The organism is Acinetobacter sp. YH18001, from assembly GCF_013416975.1.
In the GTDB taxonomy this organism is placed as follows: domain Bacteria; phylum Pseudomonadota; class Gammaproteobacteria; order Pseudomonadales; family Moraxellaceae; genus Acinetobacter; species Acinetobacter pseudolwoffii.
In genome coordinates, this window is record NZ_VPEU01000024.1 from 1 (window position 1) to 20,296 (window position 20,296).

The 20,296-nt window shown below is 44.3% G+C and carries 18 protein-coding genes; 10 read left to right on the forward strand and 8 right to left on the reverse strand.

What is annotated here, in order from left to right; all coding sequences use genetic code 11:
* A partial coding sequence (locus FTV48_RS09055; protein WP_180000094.1) for a capsule assembly Wzi family protein occupies positions 1-1,362 on the reverse strand: 1,362 nt, incomplete at its 3' end.
* A 154-nt stretch (positions 1,363-1,516) separates the two neighbouring features.
* Positions 1,517-3,043: a lysine--tRNA ligase gene (gene lysS, locus FTV48_RS09060; protein WP_180000096.1), complete on the reverse strand. Its 1,527-nt coding sequence runs from the start codon at positions 3,041-3,043 to the stop codon at positions 1,517-1,519.
* A 382-nt stretch (positions 3,044-3,425) separates the two neighbouring features.
* Between lysS and FTV48_RS09065 the strand changes: the two genes are divergently transcribed.
* Entirely contained in the window at positions 3,426-3,920 is a 495-nt protein-coding gene (locus FTV48_RS09065) for a YqiA/YcfP family alpha/beta fold hydrolase (protein ID WP_005172003.1), read from the forward strand.
* Positions 3,921-4,280: 360 nt separating this feature from the next.
* Here the strand turns inward: FTV48_RS09065 and FTV48_RS09070 are convergent, their stop codons facing one another.
* Positions 4,281-4,823, reverse strand: a complete 543-nt coding sequence (locus FTV48_RS09070) for an adenine phosphoribosyltransferase (protein WP_005096259.1) — start codon at positions 4,821-4,823, stop codon at positions 4,281-4,283.
* A 487-nt stretch (positions 4,824-5,310) separates the two neighbouring features.
* Between FTV48_RS09070 and rubA the strand changes: the two genes are divergently transcribed.
* From rubA to FTV48_RS09095, 5 genes are all read left to right on the forward strand, one after another.
* A complete protein-coding gene (rubA, locus tag FTV48_RS09075; protein WP_005096258.1) occupies positions 5,311-5,475 on the forward strand; it encodes a rubredoxin RubA in 165 nt (54 codons plus the stop codon).
* 96 nt (positions 5,476-5,571) lie between these two features.
* Positions 5,572-6,750, forward strand: a complete 1,179-nt coding sequence (gene rubB / locus FTV48_RS09080) for a rubredoxin reductase RubB (RefSeq protein WP_100328821.1) — start codon at positions 5,572-5,574, stop codon at positions 6,748-6,750.
* A 57-nt stretch (positions 6,751-6,807) separates the two neighbouring features.
* A complete protein-coding gene (gene estB, locus FTV48_RS09085; RefSeq protein WP_100357259.1) occupies positions 6,808-7,746 on the forward strand; it encodes an esterase EstB in 939 nt (312 codons plus the stop codon).
* 13 nt (positions 7,747-7,759) lie between these two features.
* The gene (gene oxyR, locus FTV48_RS09090) at positions 7,760-8,668 is read left to right on the forward strand and encodes a LysR family transcriptional regulator OxyR (protein WP_005172010.1); all 909 of its coding nucleotides are present in this window, start codon (positions 7,760-7,762) and stop codon (positions 8,666-8,668) included.
* 254 nt (positions 8,669-8,922) lie between these two features.
* Positions 8,923-9,504, forward strand: a complete 582-nt coding sequence (locus tag FTV48_RS09095; protein ID WP_180000098.1) for a response regulator transcription factor — start codon at positions 8,923-8,925, stop codon at positions 9,502-9,504.
* A gap of 61 nt (positions 9,505-9,565) precedes the next feature.
* Here FTV48_RS09095 and ppk1 read toward each other — a convergent pair whose 3' ends face one another.
* Positions 9,566-11,647, reverse strand: coding sequence for a polyphosphate kinase 1 (gene ppk1 / locus FTV48_RS09100; RefSeq protein ID WP_100355284.1), 2,082 nt, complete (start codon positions 11,645-11,647; stop codon positions 9,566-9,568).
* A gap of 111 nt (positions 11,648-11,758) precedes the next feature.
* Positions 11,759-12,433, reverse strand: a complete 675-nt coding sequence (gene mtgA, locus FTV48_RS09105) for a monofunctional biosynthetic peptidoglycan transglycosylase (RefSeq protein WP_005096252.1) — start codon at positions 12,431-12,433, stop codon at positions 11,759-11,761.
* A 78-nt stretch (positions 12,434-12,511) separates the two neighbouring features.
* On the opposite strand from mtgA, the gene FTV48_RS09110 reads away from it, so the two are divergent.
* Positions 12,512-13,330 carry a rhomboid family intramembrane serine protease gene (locus FTV48_RS09110; protein ID WP_005096251.1) on the forward strand — a complete coding sequence of 273 codons (819 nt, stop codon included), beginning with the start codon at positions 12,512-12,514 and terminating at the stop codon, positions 13,328-13,330.
* Between the two features lie 51 nt (positions 13,331-13,381).
* On the opposite strand, the gene FTV48_RS09115 is transcribed toward FTV48_RS09110, so the two are convergent.
* Together FTV48_RS09115 and FTV48_RS09120 are read right to left on the reverse strand one after the other, a co-directional pair.
* Entirely contained in the window at positions 13,382-15,874 is a 2,493-nt protein-coding gene (locus tag FTV48_RS09115; protein ID WP_005096250.1) for an ABC transporter permease, read from the reverse strand.
* A gap of 1 nt (position 15,875) precedes the next feature.
* Positions 15,876-16,601, reverse strand: a complete 726-nt coding sequence (locus FTV48_RS09120; RefSeq protein WP_180000101.1) for an ABC transporter ATP-binding protein — start codon at positions 16,599-16,601, stop codon at positions 15,876-15,878.
* An 11-nt stretch (positions 16,602-16,612) separates the two neighbouring features.
* Here FTV48_RS09120 and FTV48_RS09125 point away from each other — a divergent pair, with 11 nt between their 5' ends.
* Positions 16,613-17,242 (forward strand): arylesterase, encoded by a 630-nt coding sequence (locus FTV48_RS09125; RefSeq protein ID WP_005096245.1) that lies wholly within the window; start codon positions 16,613-16,615, stop codon positions 17,240-17,242.
* A gap of 43 nt (positions 17,243-17,285) precedes the next feature.
* Here FTV48_RS09125 and FTV48_RS09130 read toward each other — a convergent pair whose 3' ends face one another.
* Positions 17,286-17,900 carry a carbonic anhydrase gene (locus FTV48_RS09130; protein WP_005096244.1) on the reverse strand — a complete coding sequence of 205 codons (615 nt, stop codon included), beginning with the start codon at positions 17,898-17,900 and terminating at the stop codon, positions 17,286-17,288.
* Between the two features lie 309 nt (positions 17,901-18,209).
* On the opposite strand from FTV48_RS09130, the gene FTV48_RS09135 reads away from it, so the two are divergent.
* Both FTV48_RS09135 and FTV48_RS09140 read left to right on the forward strand, forming a co-directional pair.
* Entirely contained in the window at positions 18,210-19,247 is a 1,038-nt protein-coding gene (locus tag FTV48_RS09135) for an alpha/beta fold hydrolase (protein ID WP_074383096.1), read from the forward strand.
* A 14-nt stretch (positions 19,248-19,261) separates the two neighbouring features.
* A complete protein-coding gene (locus FTV48_RS09140; RefSeq protein WP_100328825.1) occupies positions 19,262-20,263 on the forward strand; it encodes a hypothetical protein in 1,002 nt (333 codons plus the stop codon).
* The last annotated feature ends 33 nt before the right edge of the window (positions 20,264-20,296 follow it).

The window sequence follows — 20,296 nt, forward strand, 5'->3', positions numbered from 1 at the left end:
AGCATTAATTATTAATGGCATTTCGGGTCGAATATAATGCGACCATGTCACATCCAGCGCTTTAATTTTATCATCAAAGGCGAAGGCTGCATTGTTTGAAGCAGCACGCTCCGCCTGATTTACATCAGCAACTAACACTCGACCAGATAAACGATTCATAGGGTCAATCCGTATATCACCACCGACTGAAACCATCTGTGCATCCCCCCCTAAAGCATGTGCTAGAGGATAACCATGCTGATAAAAACCATCAGTATAATTAGTATGGTTATAGGAAATACCTTGAACCTTGCCATTAGTTCGCGTATCTGCCCATTCTGTGTAGAGTTGATAAGGCATATTCTTTACAGTGGAAGAATAGTCAATGCCGGCAAGATACATTTTTTTCGCAGGCAAACCACCTGCTTCATCTTCACCTACATATTGGCCATATACACCCATGGGAACCTGTACAAGAGGAAATAGATTTAAACGTGCATCAAAGCCAGCAATCTGATTCGATGGATCTGGCTCACCGGTACCTCCATTATCTTTATTACCGACAAACGCATCCCACAGCGAACTTAAACTTTCAGGTCTTCCTTCACCCCCCCATTGAATAGCACGAGATGCACCGAGCTCTAGATAAGATAAAGGCTGAGCCGTAACACGCAGTCCAATCAATTTGGCATCTGGAACTGCACTATAGTCATCGAGTTGACCTGCAAAAGCCTGATATTGCCATGGTCCTACCCAAGAGAGCCATTTATTTTCAAAGGCTTTTTGCTCTGCGCGTTGCGCACTAAAACCATAAACTGGACGACTGGCATCGCCCCGAATCAAGCTACCATCATGGCCTGGGCCCCAGTACGTTGGGATCTGGCCAGCAATTAGCCATTGATTCCAGAGTTTCCCAGCTAAATAAGAGCCTTCAAGATTCACATCCTGATCATTATCAATTTGTGGATCTTTTTCAGCATTTACTCGAAGCTTGGCATCCCAGTTACTGTTACCGGCATTCAGCTCCAAAGCAACTTGAAATTGCGATTTTTGCTGATCCCCAAAAGCCTGTGGAATATTTTTTTGATCCGTCTCAGCAAATAAACCTAATTTTACCTGCTGATTATCCGCATTTAATTTAGCAAGAACTGAGTCGATCACACGCTGCTGGACTGTATTATTGACTTGTGCATTAGATAAGGCACGTCGAATTTCATCCCCACTCAATGGCCAAGTCGATGTACTGATCTGAATTACGCCCTGCTGGTTTAACCAGTTTAAATCGGTACGTAAGTTCGCATCATTTAAAACTAGCCCCTGGGCAAATACAGGGAGGGAAAGCGTAGTCAACAGCACGCTCAATAATGATTTTTTTAGAAACATGGGATGCATATTCTCAAGTTTATTTTCTGCTTCACCATAATCGCTCTCATGTTAATTTTCAACGACTAAACTGTTGTTTTTTACTCAGGCATTTAAACCTTTCTACCAAAAAAAATAACCCACACAATGGTGGGTTATTGAACATAGCTTAAGCTTAGTTTTTATGACGCATATGCGGGAACAAGATCACATCACGGATACTTGCTGCATTGGCAAAGATCATCACCAGACGGTCAATACCAATACCTTCACCGGCTGTTGGCGGTAGGCCATATTCCAGTGCTTCTACAAAGTCTGCATCATAATGCATCGCTTCATCATCACCCGCATCTTTTTCCGCAACCTGTGCCTGGAAACGTTCCGCCTGGTCGATTGGATCATTTAATTCCGAGAAGCCATTTGCCAGTTCACGACCACCAATAAAGAATTCAAAACGGTCAGTGATGTGCGGATTGTCATCATTACGACGTGCCAATGGAGAAGTTTCCGCTGGATATTCCGTAATGAATGTTGGTTGACGCAGTTTGGTTTCAACTGTTTCTTCAAACACAATCGTTTGCAGCTTACCCAGACCAAAACCTGGCTTCACTTGCTCTTTCAATTCTTCCTGAAGGAATTTTGCCAGGAACTCACGGTCATTGACATTTTCCGGAGTAAATTGCGGGTTATTTTCCAGAATTGCATCAAACATTGAAATTTTCTTGAATGGCCCTTTGAAGCTATACACTTCATCACCATAAGGCACATCGGTCGAACCCAAGATATCCAGCGCCAGTTTTTCCAGCATCTGCTCAGTCAATTCCATCAGATCTTTATAATCTGCATAGGCTTGATAGAATTCAATCATGGTGAATTCTGGGTTGTGACGCGTAGATACCCCTTCGTTACGGAAGTTACGGTTAATTTCGAACACACGTTCAAAACCACCCACCACCAAACGTTTTAAATAAAGCTCTGGCGCAATACGCAAAAACAATGGCATGTCTAGTGCATTATGATGCGTTTCAAACGGTCGTGCAGAAGCACCGCCTGGGATCACATGCATCATTGGCGTTTCAACTTCCATATAGCGTTTTTCAGTCAGGAAGGCACGAATACCTGCAACCACTTTGGCACGAATTTCAAAGGTTTTGCGGGTTTCTTCGTTCACGATCAGATCAAGATAACGTTTACGATACTTTACTTCAGTATCATTCAGACCGTGGAACTTGTCTGGCAGCGGACGCAATGATTTGGTTAATAATTCAAAATGTTCGATGTGTACATACAGATCGCCTTTGCCTGAACGACCGATATAACCTTCGATTGCAATAATGTCGCCAAGGTCTAAACCTTTGATGGTCGCAAGTACATCTGCAGCGAGTTCTTTACGGGCGACATAAAGCTGGATACGACCTGTCATGTCCTGGATCACAATAAATGAACCACGGTTTAACATCACACGACCGGCAACTTTGACGTAGACCTTTTCGCCTGCTTCAATTTCTTCTTTAGATTTATCAGCGAACTGGTCTTGTAAATCTTGGGCATAATGCTCACGCTTAAAGGTATTTGGCCATGGGCTTTTACCAGTTTCTTGTGCCTGAGCTTCGATTTGCTTTAACTTGGCATGACGCTGTGCAATTAAATCGTTTTCGGAAATGATTTGTTCAGAAGTCGATTGAGCGTTAGTTTGCGTCATCTCTGCCTCGAATAAGATTAGTTAAAAAATAGAAGTTGCATAGAATAGCAGAAATCCTACCCAAATCGTAGCTTAAACACTCTCAGGAAGCGGCTTTTCTTTGGAAAAATCCACTATCTTGGCATTTTCCCAACCTTATCCCGTCAATCTAATCCACTCTACCAATACAATTCAGCTCGATTTGGGACCGATTATGCGATTACTTAGATGAAAGTCCTAGTGTGTGACGAGGTAGAGCCAATCACTGCGCAGAAAAATGCTGGCTTAGACCAATAGCTAACTGCCTTGAATGTCCACACGTTCTACAATGATGCTCAGATTGAAGATGATGTGCCAATCAATAAATACCAATATGGCATGCCCCATAAAAATGAGTAAGATTATGTCTAAGATTTTGTTTTTACATGGCTTAGATTCCTCCAGAGAATCCACCAAGTTTCATGCAATTGATGTCGTGCATAAATATTGTATTGATGTCGATTATCGTAATCTGAGCTATAATTCGGTCGCCAATTTTTATCATGAGATGATTGAAACCATCAAACCAGATATTCTGGTGGGCCATAATCTTGGCGGCTATTGGGCATTGAAAATGTCGCAGGCTTATCACCTTCCCTGTGTGGTGGCGAATCCCATTTTGCAACCCAATTTCAGAGATGATTATCCGGAAATTTGTCATGGCGATTTACAGCATGACATTCCGCAGTTTGCCTATCTCGAACTGGGCGATGAAATTCTGGATATGCATGCAGTTCAGGCACAGCTTGAAGACTATATGCAAATTCAGGCAGTTGATGGCGGCCATCATCGACTAGAACATCCTGAACAGATTAATACGCTGATTCAGGAAATTGAACATCATTTTATCAGACAATAAAAAAGCCCCGATATTGAGGTAATGCTGATCAGTTAAGGAGTTTAGAAATAGACTCTTTAACTTTTTAGTCATTCACGGCGGAGTCTTAACTTTATAAATCAAATACTTGAAAATAATTTGTTACTTTGGTTTCGCCCAAAGTAACCAAAGGCATTTATCGTCCGCAAAACTCGTCAGCCACCATCGACTAGTAAATTTGTCGCAGAAACAATCATTTTTAAATCTAGTCCTGCCTCAAACAGTTGCGGATGACTTTTCTACTTGTCAAATATGATCATGAATTTAAAAAAGAAAATGCCAGTCAATTTCTTAACTGACCGGCATTACCGATATTGAGGAGCTTTTTTTTAAATCTACAATTTAGGCAACCGCAGCTTCAGGCTGAGATTTATCATCCAGTACTGACCAGATATCCAGACCTAATTCAGCATGCAAATCAGGAAGATCAAGAAAGATACTTGCACCTAGTACTTCATGCTGACATTTGAGTGCCAATTCATTTACCGCTTTTAAAGTTCCGCCTGTTGCCAGAACATCATCAACAATGATGACTTTCTGAGACTGAACTTCCGCAGACATTTCTAAACGATCCAGACCATATTCCAGGCTATAACCGACACCCACGACTGGAGGCGGCAATTTTCCTGCTTTACGCACCAATAACAAACCTTTTCCGGTACGTTGTGCCAACAGGCTCGCCAACACAAAACCACGTGCTTCCACTGCGATAAAGCTTTCTACTTCTGCCAGTTTGTCAGCAGGAATGCTGGCAATCAGGGCATCAGTCAATGGACCAATATTGCTCATGAAAAGTGGGGTCAAATCATAAAAGCAAATTCCTGGTTTTGGAAAATCTTGGACCGTACGAATGTGAGACCACAAAGAAGTAGACAAATTGCTCATGGGAGATCTTAAAAAAGAAAAGGAATATGCGAATTTTAAACCTATTTCCAGCCAATGAACAAGCCGAGCTGTATAATAAAAACCCAATATTTAAGCACAAGTTATTGATTTTATTATATTCATTTATTATAAAAATATTTAATCCAGACTTTACTGATTCTAAATTATATAAAAACCTCAGTTTTTACTGCACGACTTTGGTCTATAACGCATCATTTAAGCTAAATTTTGCCACAGCAGCCGCTTCATCACTCCACAGCATTTGCCAGCAAAGCCGATTTGACTCATTTTCAGAGAAATACTGAATCCCAAAGTCATTCTGCTGCTAATTTCGCTGATTAAGCTTTTATTCACTTTACTTTCTGAATAGAACTGCGTAAAAATTTAGCCAAATATGTTCACTGTTAAAAAGTCATATTCTTTTAGAGTCTTGCCATTTTATGGATTTTAAGCTGACGGTTACACTTGCTCAGTTTTGGAGAGTTACATGAAAAAGTATCAATGCATCGTTTGTGGATGGATTTATGACGAGGCGGAAGGTTGGCCTCAAGACGGCATCGTGGCGGGAACCAAATGGGAAGATATCCCCGATGACTGGACCTGTCCAGATTGTGGCGTGTCTAAAGTCGATTTCGAAATGATCGAAGTCTGAGCACGCCCAGTTAAAGACCATGTCGATATGGTCTTTTTTTATGTCCTTTTTATCCTCATATAAAACAGCATGGAGCCCTACAGCATGGAAACGACTATGCATCCTATCGTTATTATTGGTTCAGGTATGGCAGGTTATGCTGTAGCACGTGAATTTCGCAAACTTAATCCAGAGCATGAACTGCGGATGATTTGCGCGGATGATGCGATAAATTATGCCAAACCTACCCTTTCCAATGCTTTGGTTGGCAAAAAAGCGCCTGAACAGATTGCATTGGGCGATGCTGCAAAAATGTCGGCACAACTGAATATGCGGATTGAACAGCAGACTTGGGTCAAAGCCATTCATCCGGAAGATCATCAGCTGGTACTTGAGAAAGATGGTCAGGAAAGCACGCAGAATTATTCCAAACTGGTCTTGGCGGTCGGTGCCAACCCGGTACGTTTAGCCATTTCCGGTGATGCCAGTGATGACATTCATGTGGTGAATAATTTAAGTGACTATAAGACGTTCCGCAGCAATCTGGCGGCACGTGAAGATAAACGCGTGGTGATTTTAGGCGCAGGCCTGATTGGCTGCGAATTTGCCAATGACCTGCAAAATACCGAGCATCAGGTCACAGTGATCGATCTGGCACCTCAACCGCTGGGCCGTTTATTACCTGAACATGTTGCAACGGCCTTCCAGAAAAACCTTGAAGAAACCGGCATTCATTTCGTCTTGGGCACCACGGTCGAGAAGGTCTCTCGTGCTGAAAATGGTGACTATTTGGTCATGCTGGCCAATGGTCAGTCTCTCGTTGCTGATGTTGTTTTGTCTGCGGTAGGTCTACAGCCGAATATTTCTTTGGCCAAACAGGCAGATGTTCATACCAGTCGTGGAATTTTAACCACGGCACAACTGGAAACCAATCATGCCGATATTTATGCCGTAGGTGACTGTGCTGAAGTGAATGGTACCTTATTGCCTTATGTCATGCCCATCATGCAACAGGCGCGCGCGCTAGCAAAAACCCTGAATGGCGAACATACGGCTGTACATTATCCGGCTATGCCAGTGGCAGTGAAAACGCCTGCTGCACCTTTAACTGTCCTGCCTGCACCAGTCGATGTTGAGGTCACCTGGGAAACTGAAGAGCTGGAAGATGGCATGCTGGCCAAAGCCATCGACGGTAGCGGCACTTTACGTGGCTTTGTACTCTTGGGTGCAACTGCGGGCAAACAACGTCTGTCTTTGACCAAGCAGGTTCCTGACTTGATTCCTGCTGTGGTTTAGAGGTTTAATACTCAGGATATTTTTTAAACAAAATATCCTTTAATTAGGACAGCAATTATGCACAGCGCATTACAGTTTAATCTTTCTCCATATAGTTCTTTCATGCGTGAAACCAGAGTTGATCTGGGTAATGGTGTGGAATTACATGTCGAGGTGGGTGGAAATCCGGAACATCCTACGCTGCTCCTGATTATGGGACTGGGTGCACAGGTGCTGTACTGGCCTGACTTTTTTTGTAAATCATTGATTGATCAAGGTTTCCATCTGGTACGTTTTGATAATCGCGATATTGGCCTGTCTTCAAAAATCCATAACAAGGGCCCACGCCTGAACACCCTGAAAATGATGAGCCGTTTTGTGCTCGGTCTGGGCAATCAGGGGGCACCTTATGACCTGTATGATATGGCTGAAGATGTCAGTCTGCTGATTGAAAAAATGGGGCTGGATCAGGTTGATGTATTGGGTGCATCCATGGGTGGCATGATTGCCCAGATTCTGGCGGCACGCTATCCGGACAAAGTCAAAAAACTGGGTTTACTGTTTACCAGCAACAATCAGCCACTACTGCCGCCGCCCTTTCCCAAGCAACTCTTTAGTTTGATTGACAAACCGGCTTCAACAGATGAAGATGGTATTGTAGATCATAGTCTAAAACTGTTTAACATCATCGGTTCGCCAGGTTATGTCAATCATCTGGAAGCGGTGCAGACCGCACGTAAATTATATAAACGAAGTTACTATCCTGCCGGTGTACTTCAACAGTTTTTAGCAATATTATGTACAGGTTCATTGCTGCAACTGAACAAGCAAATCAAGCAAGAGACCCTGGTGGTTCATGGTGCTCGTGATCGATTGCTGCCTCCTAGTCATGGCAAGGCCGTTGCAAAAGCGATTCCAGGGGCTAAATTTGAATTAATTGATGGAATGGGGCATGATATCCCACCGCATTTTATTCCATATCTTAGCGAATTATTTGCTGATCATTTTAAATCATAAACATTAGGACACTATGGCTGCACTACCCTCCTTAAGACAGCTGTCATACCTCGTAACACTGTCAGAGACGCTACATTTTACAGAAGCTGCTCGCCGCTCATTTGTCACCCAGTCAACTTTGTCTGGCGGCATTATGGAGCTGGAGCGTTTACTCGGTGGCGTACTTGTTGAACGCGACCGCCAGAATGTTCGTTTAACGCCTCTTGGTGAACAAGTGGTTGCACGCGCACGTGTTCTACTGGCTGATGCTCAGGACTTGATGCGTTTAAGTCGTGAGATGAGTGAACCCTTAACCGGTGATTTACATCTTGGCGTGATTCCTACGATTGCTCCCTTCCTGCTGTCACAGCTGCTAGAAGAAGTGCATAAACAATTACCAAAAATCCAGTTGCATCTGCATGAAGCACAAAGCGAGAAAATTGTAGAAAAACTGGAACATGGCAACCTGGATATGGTGGCCTTGGCGCTGCCTTTCGATACACGCGGCCTGAAAGTGGCCGAGATTGCCAAAGAAAATCTGTATCTGGTTTATCAAAAATCAGATCAACACGCTGCACAAGCGAATTCTCTGGAAGATCTGGATCTGTCTCGCCTGATGCTACTTGAGGAGGGTCATTGCTTACGTGATCATGCCCTGAGTGCCTGCCCGATTGGTGAGCGTAAAAATGATCATCGTTTAAAAGCCAGCTCTTTGCCGACTTTAATCGAAATGGTCTCTGCAAATCTTGGTTTTACTTTATTGCCAGAAATTGCGATTTATACCAATATGATCAAAGCCAATCCTGAGATTCTGGTCAAGCCAATCAACTCTGCACCAAGCCGCACCCTGGCATTGGTGACGCGTAAAAGTACACCGCTACAAAGCGAATTTGATGTGTTATTACAGATTTTCCAAAAAATCACTCAGCACAATGCTGCTTGAGCTAAAATTTTAGATGATAAAAAGGAGCACACCCGTTGCTCCTTTTTTTATATCTCAAAGTGGATATAGCCAACCATCATAGACCTGCTAAAGTCTCAAACTGACTGTTGCTGTCATTGGTTTTAATCTGTAATAAATGCTATTTAAGACGAAGATGAGGTAATTATCGTTAAATCCCTATTTTTTGGGATATTCATTTTATTTTGCTTCATCCACAGTATAGCCTTCTCTCAGAATCAACAGGATTGAGCTTATTGGCTGCCCTCTTGCCTGCACCGGTTTTAGTCATCGCTTCATCTACTGACCTGGACCTGTCCAAAACTCAGACTGTGCTACAACAACTGGGCTATCAACCAGATATGCTGCTGTATGCAGACAATTTCCAATCTGCACAAGAGATGATTGCCGAACATCTGCCTAACTTGATTCTTTATCACCTGACAGAAGCCTCACAGATTCATTTCATCGGCCAGATGAAACGGCATACCCCAAATACACCTGTAGTTGCCGTACTCAAGAGTGAATCCACAGCACTCATTTATTCAGCAATCTTATCTGGTGCAAATAGCTATATCCAACCTCAGGCTTCATTCATCCAGTTTACTGAAAGCCTGAAAATTGTCTTGCGTGGCGGTGCCTATATCCATGCTGAACTGGCAGAACATATCCTGTACCAGCTCACTGACAAAACCTGTCTCAAGGTAACCGAATTGCAGCTCTTACACTTACTCAGCCAGCAAAAAACCCCAGTAGACATACAGCTCCAGCTGACTGACTATCAGATGTATGCCCAGGTCAAACAGATCTATCGCAAACTGCTGATATCCTCTGATTAAAACCCTTGAATGCTATTTTCTGGATAAAAAAGAGGCTGAATTTTCAGCCTCTTGAGAGCATTTATTTAAACAAGTCCAATAAAATGCGTTGAGCATTATGTGGCTTTTCACCTTCTTGCAGCTGTGCCCGCAGCCAGGTTCCATCCCCTTGTAATAACCAGGATTGCTGATTATCTTTCAGATAGTTAAGCAGCCCCTGTTGATAGATGCGTTTTTTCAACGCTTCATCTTCTACCGGGAAGCAGGCTTCGACCCGGTTAAACAGGTTGCGATCCATCCAGTCTGCACTTGAACAGTAAACCCGTGCATTACCGTTATTGCTGAAATAATACACGCGGGTATGTTCTAGGAAACGCCCGACAATCGAACGTACCCGAATATTTTCAGACAAACCTGGCAATCCCGGACGCAAACTACAAATCGAGCGGATAATCAGGTCAATCTGTACCCCGGCCTGAGAAGCTTCATAGAGTTTATTGATCAACTGCATCTCGGTCAGCGCATTAACTTTGACAATAATCTGCGCCGGCTTGCCTGCTTTGGCATTCACGATTTCATTATCAATATAATTAATGAGTTGGGTATGTAAGGTAAATGGCGCATGTAACAGCTTTTTCAGCTTGGCCATTTTCCCCATACCGGTCAGCTCCTGAAAGATACGGTGCACATCTTCACACAGGTCTTTATCCGTGGTGAGCAAACCATAATCAGTATAGATTCGCGCATTACCGGCATGATAGTTGCCGGTTCCCAGATGTACATAGCGCACCAGTTTATTATTTTCCCGGCGTACCACCAGAATCATTTTGGCATGGGTTTTATAGCCAACGATGCCATAGACCACCACCGCACCGGCTTCTTGCAGGACATTGGCCACTTCGATATTGGATTCTTCATCGAAACGTGCACGCAATTCAATCACGGCCGTGACTTCCTTGCCATTGCGGGCAGCTTCCGCCAGCACCTGCACGATTTCAGAATCCGGGCCACTGCGGTACAGGGTCTGTTTGATCGCCAGCACTTGTGGATCACGTGCAGCTTCACGCAACAATGAAATGACCGGTGCAAAAGACTCAAACGGATGATGCAGCAAGATATCCTGTTTTTGCATGGCACTAAAAATATTTTCAGATTTTTTCAGTACTTTGGGAATGATCGGGGTATGTGAATCATAGCGTAAATGCGGGCGCTTGAAATTAGACAGTAAGCGCGCCAGATTGACTGGGCCTGCGACTTTATAAAGCTGCTCTTCTTCCAGATCAAATTCATTCAGCAGATATTCATAAATATGCTGCGGACAGTTTTCTGTCACTTCCAGACGTACAGCACGGCCAAAACGGCGTGAACTGAGTTCGCCTTTAAGCGCCTTAGCCAAATCTTCAACATCTTCATTCAGGGCCAGATCGGCATTACGCGTGACACGGAACTGATAGCAACCGGTCGCTGTCATGCCCGGGAACAGATCCGAAACATGTTCATGAATAATCGCGGACAGCATCACATGATGCTCTTTGCCATCGGTTAATTCATCTGGCAGACGTACCACGCGTGGTAACGAACGCGGCGCTGGCACCACAGCCAGATCAATCTGACGGCCAAAGGCATCTTTACCTTCGAGAGTCACAATAAAGTTCAGTGATTTATTCACCAGACGTGGAAACGGATGTGCAGGGTCTAGGCTAATTGGCGTCAGGACGGGCGCAACCTGTTCCTGAAAATATTTTTTCACCCAGGCCGATTGTGCCGGAGTCAGTTCACCACGGCGCAAGAAACAGATATCTTCCTCACGCAGTTTTGGCAAAATTTCTTCATTTAAAATACGGTACTGGCGTTCAATCGCAGCATGTGCAGTTTTGGAAATCTGTTCCAGCACCTGCTTTGGGGTCAGGCCATCTGGACTGCGACTTTCATTGTCCAAATCTAACTGTTCCATCATTCCTGCGACCCGAATCTCAAAAAATTCGTCCAGATTACGCGAGAAAATTAACAGGAAATTCATGCGTTCAAGCAAGGGATGTAAAGGATCGACAGCCTGTTCCAGGACGCGTAAATGGAAGTCTAAAATAGACAGTTCACGATTTATATAACGATCATTATATGTATATTCGGGCTGTGCTGAAGTAGTGCTGGCTGCCGTATTCATATCAAACCTATGCGGATTTAAAATTGTGCTTATCAGTTCAAGTATGCTTCAAATTGATGACAATTTCATAAAAAAAAGCCCAAAAACTGGGCTTTTTCTTTAAATAATTATTTAAGGCAATTCTGCATAACGCATATAACGCTGAATCATGCGCTTGCGTGCATTTAAGGCAGAGGAGTTGCGATGATCCTGAAAATATTTTGGATTGGTCAGAATGGCCGCCAGAAAGATCGCTTGATCCTGAGTCAGGCTTTGCGCAGTTTTGCCAAAATAATGTTTGGCTGCGGCTTCCACGCCATAGATATTGTCACCAAATTCAATCGAGTTTAAATAGACTTCCAGAATCCGCTGTTTCGACCACATGCGTTCCATCATCCAGGTGGCCACCGCTTCCTGGCCTTTACGTACAAATGAACGCTTATTAACCAGAAATAGGTTTTTCGCCAATTGCTGGGAAATGGTAGACCCCCCAGCCACCACCCGGCCCTGATCCCGGTTTTTATTCAGCGCAGTTTGAATGCCGTCCCAGTCAAAACCATGGTGATGAATGAATTTTCCATCTTCTGCAGTGACAATGGCACGTTTCAGATTCAGGCTGATCTCATCATAGGGACGCCATTGATGTTGAATGGCTTTGGAAGGTTCCGTCCAGTAATCAATCCGCATCATCATGGTGGTATTGACCGGATTGGTTCGCCACCAGGCCAGACTGGCAAAGATCCACAATTGAATCAGTAAAATCACACTGACGATGACTAATATCGTGCGGATCAGAAAGGCTTTCATGTCAGTGCGTTACTCCTGAAAATTTGATTTTTCGTGTTAAGCTTATTCGAAATATACAATCACAGCAAAAAAAATAGCATGTCTAAATACGCTCCCCCTGTCGTACACCGCAAACTTGAAATGCAGCTCTGGTGGATCACGGCCATTTTAATCGCGATTAATGTCGGATTATTTGGCTGGCAGGCCATCAATGGTATGGATATCAGCCAGCCGAGTACCCGAGATGCGATTCTCTGGGGTGCCGATTATGCACCTTTAACCTATTTAGCGGAACCCATGCGTTTGTTTAGCAGCATGTTTTTCCATTTTGGCCTGATTCACCTGATGTTGAATATGTGGGCCTTGTATATTTTTGGTAGTGTTGCCGAACAACTGTTTGGCCGGATGTATTTTATTGGCTTATACCTGTGTGCCGGCTTAATGGGCAGTTTGCTCAGTGGCTATATGAACATTCAGGACAGCTATGATCTGATTGCAGGGGGTGTGGCCAACCCAAGTTTATTGCCGGCGGTCAGTGCCGGTGCATCCGGTGCGGTGATGGGACTCGGCGCTTCACTGACGGTATTGGCCCTGTTGCCGATGCTGCCCCAGCAACGTTTTATTCTAGATAAAAAGACCTTGGTGATGGTGATGGGTCTGAACCTGGCCATGGGCTTTATGATCAGCGGAATCAACAATGCCGCACATATTGGTGGCATGTTGATGGGCGCTTTTTTAACCTTGCTGTGGTATGCCGGACAAAAAATGCAGCGTAGCCGCCTGATCAACCTGATCGCTTTAGTGATTGGTTTTGGCCTCTGTGTGCTGCTTTATCAACATAACTTGGCCTTGATCGAAGCAATTCGCCCACTGTGGCAAGAGATTCTCGACCTGATGCGACAACAATTGCAGCTTTAAATCATTGCCGCTTTAAATACCAGCGAATTTAAAAAGCCATGGAGATGAATCTTACTGATTCATCTCGCGCAAGCTTTGTAAGGGCGGAATGTCCGACAGATAGCTCAGACGATAACGGCCAATCAGCGCACATAACACAGTCATGAAAATCGGCAGGATAATCCAGATTTCCCAGTGTGGCTGAATCATTAAATCCATACGATAACTGGCGATTGCGCTAATCACTTCGGCAAACAGACAGGAAACCACTCCGGCAAACAGTCCGATAAAACCAATTTCCAGACTCATCATGGTTTTCAGTTTTTGTTTGGAGCTGCCAAATGACCGTAGCAAGGCCACTTCACGTTTGCGTTCATCCATGAGCAGATTCAGACAAGCCATCAGTACCAGAAAACCGGAGATACTAACCAGCACGGCCAGAATCGTCACGATCTGCACCAGTACATTCACAATACGTTTGATCTCTTCCAGAATCAGGCTGACATCAATAAATACCGTATTGGAAAATTGCTGGATCACAGACACCAGTTTGTCCTTATCTTGTTCCGGCACATAGAAACTGCCCAGATAACTTCCGGCATTGGCATCCATGCTATTCGGGGCAAAAATAAAGAAGAAATTCGGACTAAAACTTTCCCACTCGACCGTTCTTAAATTGATGACCTTCGCTTCCAGCACACCTTCAGGCAGACTGAAACTGAGCTTGTCGCCAATCTTGATACCTAATTCTTCAGCAGTATTGGCTTCGACCGATACCGTGCCGACCTGTTGCAAAACTGCGTCACCACGAATAATCACATTATCCTGTGGATAGCTGTCGGACTGGGTCAGGTTCAGCTCGCGTTTTAAAGTATTATTGCTTTTGACTAATTCTGGAGCAAAAGGCTGATCATTTTTAGCCACCAGACGCCCACGAACGTTCGGATAAAGTGGTGTACTTTTCCAGCCATTCTGCTCAATTTGAGCTTTTAGGTCTGGCATGTCAAACGGCGGCAAACCATACACAAACTGATTTGGTGTACCTTGCGGCAACTGTTGCTGCCAACGCTCTAATAGGTCTGTGCGCAATACGGCTAATACTGTAATCAGACTGAGACCCAAGGCCAAAGCGGTAATCTGTAAGGCTGTTTGAGATGGTGTTCGTACATAGGCTGACAGATTCAATTTCTGATTGCGCAGCAGTTTTAAGATCAACCATACCGTCAGATACAACACTGCACATAACACAATAATCGCGCCAATTACCCAGGCAGTCAGGAGCAGATTTTCGGTTAGAATCACGCTAAAAATAATCAGGCTCAGCGTTCCGGTCAGCAGCATCCACAGCATGGATTGCACTGATTTTTCCTGCTGGCGGATTACTCGAATTGGTGGCGTGTTCAACAGTTGCAATAGGCTCGGCATGACAAAGCCCAACAGCACCACCGCACTGGTCAGCATCGCGACTGGTAATGGCCCGAGCAGCATCGCCATAGCAGAGAATTCAATTTCTAAGTTGGGAATCAGTTGCAGCATTAACTGTAATAACCCATAACCCAGACCAATGCCGACCACCGTACCAATCGACATGGCAATCAGCAGTACTGTGCCGAGCAAGGCCAGATAAGCCGATAAAATCTGCTGTTTGGTCGCACCGATACAACGCATCAAGGCAATATGATCTTGATTCTGCTGGACATAACGCTGCGCAGTGAGAGCAATCGCGATACCACATAATAAAATGGTCAGAATATTGGCCAGTTGCAGGAAGGTATCCAGGTTGGCAATCGGCTTCATTAAGCGGGTATTGCCCTCACTGGCATTGCGTAACCGGAGACTGCTTTGCTCCTCAAATTCCTGTCCCTGCACTTCTGCTGGCGTTTCAGCCGAGCCGTTTTCGGACTTGAGCTGCTGCTTAAATAAAGCTTCATATTCTTGCGTACTGTCTGGAGAACCCGCCATGAGCAAGCGATATTCAATCCGGCTACCCACCTGAATCGCATTGGTTCGCGCCACATCCGCCTGAGATATAATCACCGTTGGCGAAAAGCCAGAAAATCCGAGCTCCTGATTAGAATCCTGTTCAATCTTGGCGGTAACTTTAAACGCCGCATCGGCAATATTCAGCTGATCGCCCAGTTTGACTTTGAGCAGGTCCATAGCCCGTGGACTGAGCCAGATTTCACCCGATTGAATCTTCGTTTTTGCAGGTTGCAGCCGCAGCTCGCCACGCAAGGGAAAAGCCTGATCGATGGCTTTAACATTGACCATGACAAACTGTTCATCGGTATAAGCCATGGTGCTAAAGAAAGTGACTTCGGACTGCTGTAAATCCAGCTGTTTGGCCTGATCACGCCATTCTTTTGGTAGAGGCTCATTGTCCGAAAGCACCAGATCACCGGCCAGCATTTCTGCGGCCTGTAAGGCCACTGCATTCTGAATCTGTTCATTGCTAAACTTGAGCGCTGTTGTTGCACTAATCGCCAAAGTTAAGGCAATAATTAACAGATAAATTCCGGTACTTTTAAAACTTTGTGTGAGTAGAGGACGAAATAGAGGGTTCATCTCATCCTCCACTCGGATGTTCAATCAACTGGCCATTCAGCAGTTCAAAATGTCGCTGGCATTGCTGTGCCAGTTTGCGGTCATGCGTCACCAGCACCAAGGTCGTACCCAGTTCCCGATTCAACTGAAACAAAAGCTGTTCAATTTCCTTGGCAGTTTCACCGTCGAGATTGCCTGTGGGTTCATCGGCAAAAATAATTTTCGGTTCACTGACCAATGCCCGGGCAATCGCGACACGCTGCTGCTCCCCGCCAGACAGGACTTTCGGGGTTTGTTGTGCCTGCCGATCCAGACCAACTTTATGCAGTAGCGCCAAGGCTTTTTGTTCAGCTTCTGCATATTTGAAACTGGGCTGTAAACGCAGTGGCAACATGACATTTTCAAGGGCAGTCAGATGTGGCAAGAGCTGAAAAGACTGAAACACAAACCCGATATTTTTCAGGCGCACCAACGCACGTTGTTCTTCATTCAAGGTAGAAACCGACTCGCCACTGACGATGAGCTGGCCTGAACTGGACTGATCAAGCGTCGCCAGAATGCCTAGCAATGTGGATTTCCCCGAGCCGGAACGACCGGTAATTGCCACCTGCTCGCCTGCCATAATCTCCAGATCAAGACCCTCAAAAATAGTCAGCTGTTTTTGTGAAAGTTGTATCTTTTGTGTCAATTTCTGGGCAGAAATAATCGCCTGTGGCATGATGTTCGAATCGTTGCTACTTTGAATCATACGTGTCCTATATGAAAGATCTTAATCAGAAAACTCGGGTATTGTCTTACTTGTTTTTGCTCAGTCTGTGCCTGTTACCGCTCGGGGTATCAGCAAAGACGATTATGATTTTAGGTGATAGTTTAAGTGCTGGTTACGGTATTCAGCCACAACAAGGCTGGGTACATTTATTACAAAAACGTTTAGAGCAACAGTATCCGAAACAGCATAAAGTGGTCAATGCAAGTGTCAGTGGAGAAACCACCAGTGGAGCGCTGGCCAGACTGCCGAAACTGTTGCAGACGCATCGTCCAGACCTTGTGGTCATTGAGTTGGGGGGTAATGACGGCTTACGCGGACAGCCGCCGCAAATGATTCAAAAAAATTTAGCCAGCCTGATTCAGCAAAGCCAGAAAGCCAAGGCCAAAGTCGTGGTATTTGGTATGAAGATGCCGCCTAATTATGGACAGGCCTATAGCAAGGCCTTTGAAAATAATTATAAGGTAGTGAGCCAGCAATATAAGGTGAAATTGTTACCGTTCTTTATGCAGGGTGTGGCCGGCAATAAAACCCTGATGCAAAAGGATCTGATTCATCCAAATGCCAAAGCACAAACCATCCTGCTAAATAATGCCTATCCATACATTAAAGGCGCTTTATAAAGCGCCTTTAAGTTATTTTAGATTGTATTTAAATAAATTTTGCCTAAAAATCAAAGAACAATACTTCACCTGTTTCCAGTGAATATTCAGCACCGACCACTTTGAGTTGTCCTTGACCAATCAGATTTTCTAATACTGCTGAACCATGACGTAGTTGGTTAACCGATGCAAATACGTTAGAACGCACGGCATGCTTGGACAATTTTGCCAAGTCATTTTTCAGTTCAGTTTGCATTAAGGTTTCAACTGAAGGACGTACTCGATTCACAATCGACATCAGGTTTGCCGACGGCGGGCAATCTGGGCACATTAAGGTATCAATGGTGGCCTGGATCGCGCCACAATGACTATGACCTAAGACTACAACAATAGCGCAGTCATAGCGTTCCGCCGCAAATTCAACACTCCCGACCTGTGATGGAGCGACAATATTGCCTGCAACACGAATCACAAAAAGATCACCGAGACCCTGATCAAAAACCATTTCAGCCGGGACACGCGAATCTGAACAGCCCAGTACAATTGCAAATGGGTTCTGATCCTCTGCCATTTCTGCGCGCTGTTGGTGGCTCAGTTGTTTTGGATGCGAGGTATCACCGCTGACAAAACGTTGGTTCCCTTGTTTAAGACGTTCTAAAGCTTCTTGAGCTGTGAGCATTCTTTTCTATCACCGATGTTTTAGTTGCAATATTTTACTGCCAGTTTTTTTGAATGTCACTTGCAAAAAATCTTAGCTGCTTAAATTTTTAACATTTATCTAATTTCATTTCAGCAGGGGTTTTATGTGCAGCACATCACATTTTCAAATCATTCAATGCTGTTCAGCAAAAAACTAATGGGTGACAAGCGCCAGGATTGATTTAAAATAGAATGAAGAATAATGTTTTTATTTGACTGAAATAGCAAATTTACAACATGGAAGTATTTGAGCAATTTGCTCGCTGTGTATTTTTTGGGGAATGTGCCAATGAAGAAAATAATAAAGTTGCGCTCGAAAATAATCTGCTCGACCTTAGTCGCGTTTACGATGGCATTGCCGAGCTTTGCACATAGTCAATATATGTTTAGCCAGCCGAATGAAAAGCCTGCCAAAATATTACAACAACATCTGCTGCAGGAACGAACACAGGCTGGACTTCAATCCAAGACACTTAAAATCGGTGATGTGACCTGGAGCTACAGTGAAGGTGGTGCAAAGAACAAGCCTTCAATTCTGCTGATTCATGGTCTGGCAGGAACGCGAGATAACTGGAATCGGGTCGCACAGTTTCTGACTCCACATTATCATGTGATTATTCCTGACTTGCCGAGCAACGGCGATACCAAGGTTCCGGAGAATTTCGATGTTTCTGTGCCCAATGTGACTTTTCAGATGCGTTTATTCATTGAAACCTTAAATGTAGACGAGAATTTACATATTGCCGGACATTCCCTGGGGGGATCGATTGCCACGGTCTATGCCTCACAATATCCATTCGATACGCAAAGCCTGTTTTTAATCAATAGTGCCGGCCTGTATAAAATGGGCAATACGCCCTATACCAAAGACCCGCAAGCCCTAAAAGACCTGATCGTCAGCAAGCCCGGTGATCTGCAAGATGTCTCCAGACAGCTGATGCAGAACCCGCCGGTGATTCCTTATCAGCTCCAGTATGCACAGGAAAAACTGCTAATTTCACGTTCTGAGCAGACCAGTAAATCGATTGATCAGGTCGTGATGCTGAACCGGATTTATACACCGGAAACCTTTGCCCGCCTGACCCGCACAGTTGAAGCACCGACCTTGATTTTATGGGGCAGACAGGACCGGATCATCAATGTCGAAGTGGTTAAAGAACTGCATGCCCTGTTGAAACGTGCCGAAACGCCGGTGATTCTGAACAATGTCGGGCATATGCCGATTCTGGAAGCAGAAAAACAGGTGGCACAACATTATTTGCCTTTTCTGGCCAAGACCCAGACCCTAAAAAACCCGCTTGCTGATAAACTCATTCCTTTAAATTAAGTTTCAGAGCCGTTATGCAGAAACACCCGATGATTGAGCAGTTGATCGATGCTCAACTTGATTTTCTCGATCAGGCATTTTCTCAATCTGAAACGATTCAAACTGAGTTTCATGCGTTTTATCTGTGGTTACGTAAACAGAACCTGAAAGATCTATGGAGCTGTGATCTGATTCATCAGCTTTTACAAAAACAGATTCTGGATACTGCTGCCAGCAGCTTTCTGATTGAGCAGATTGCTGAGCATATCCGTTTTGCACTGGTACATCCGGCCAACGATACGACCAAAATTGCCGATGTGATTCCAGTCCTGACCGTGGATAAAATCGCACAATATGTTGCCAGTAAAAGTGGCCATCGTCAGCGTCTGATTAAGACCGTCGTGAATAATCCGGCATTTTCGGCCATGATCACGCAACTGATCCAGCATTCCATTCAGGATTATCTGGATAATTCTGTCATAGCTAAAAGCGTGCCCGGGGTTTCCCGTTTTATGAAAATGGGCAAGTCGGTACTGGAAAATGTCACCGATACGGATCTGGACAGTACTATTGCGCGTTATCTGCAAAAGAATATTTTAAAACTGAGCCAGATGAGTGAACATGTGCTGAACCAGCACTTTGATGATGAAAAACTCTATCATTTTCAGGCCAATCTCTGGCATAAAATTAAAGATATGCCGGTATCGGTATTGAAAAATTATATTGAGCTTCAGGATTTAAATCAGACAGTCGGTTTAGGACATGAGATCTGGGATCATTTACGTCAGACGGATTATCTAAAACAGCAAGTTCATGATGGAGTTCATACCTGGTATGTACGCAATCAGGAACATACTTTTGACAGCTTGCTGCGTGATCTGAATATTGATGAAGCCTTAATCCAGCATGAATTACAGCAATTGTTGAACCCAATCATTCAACAGATGGTTTCACAAGGTCATTTACGTGAACGTACACGCAGATATCTGGAACAGTTTTATTATTCAGAAGATACTTTGAAGATTCTTAAAGTATAAAGTTTAAAAAGCCGCTCGAGAGCGGCTTTTAAA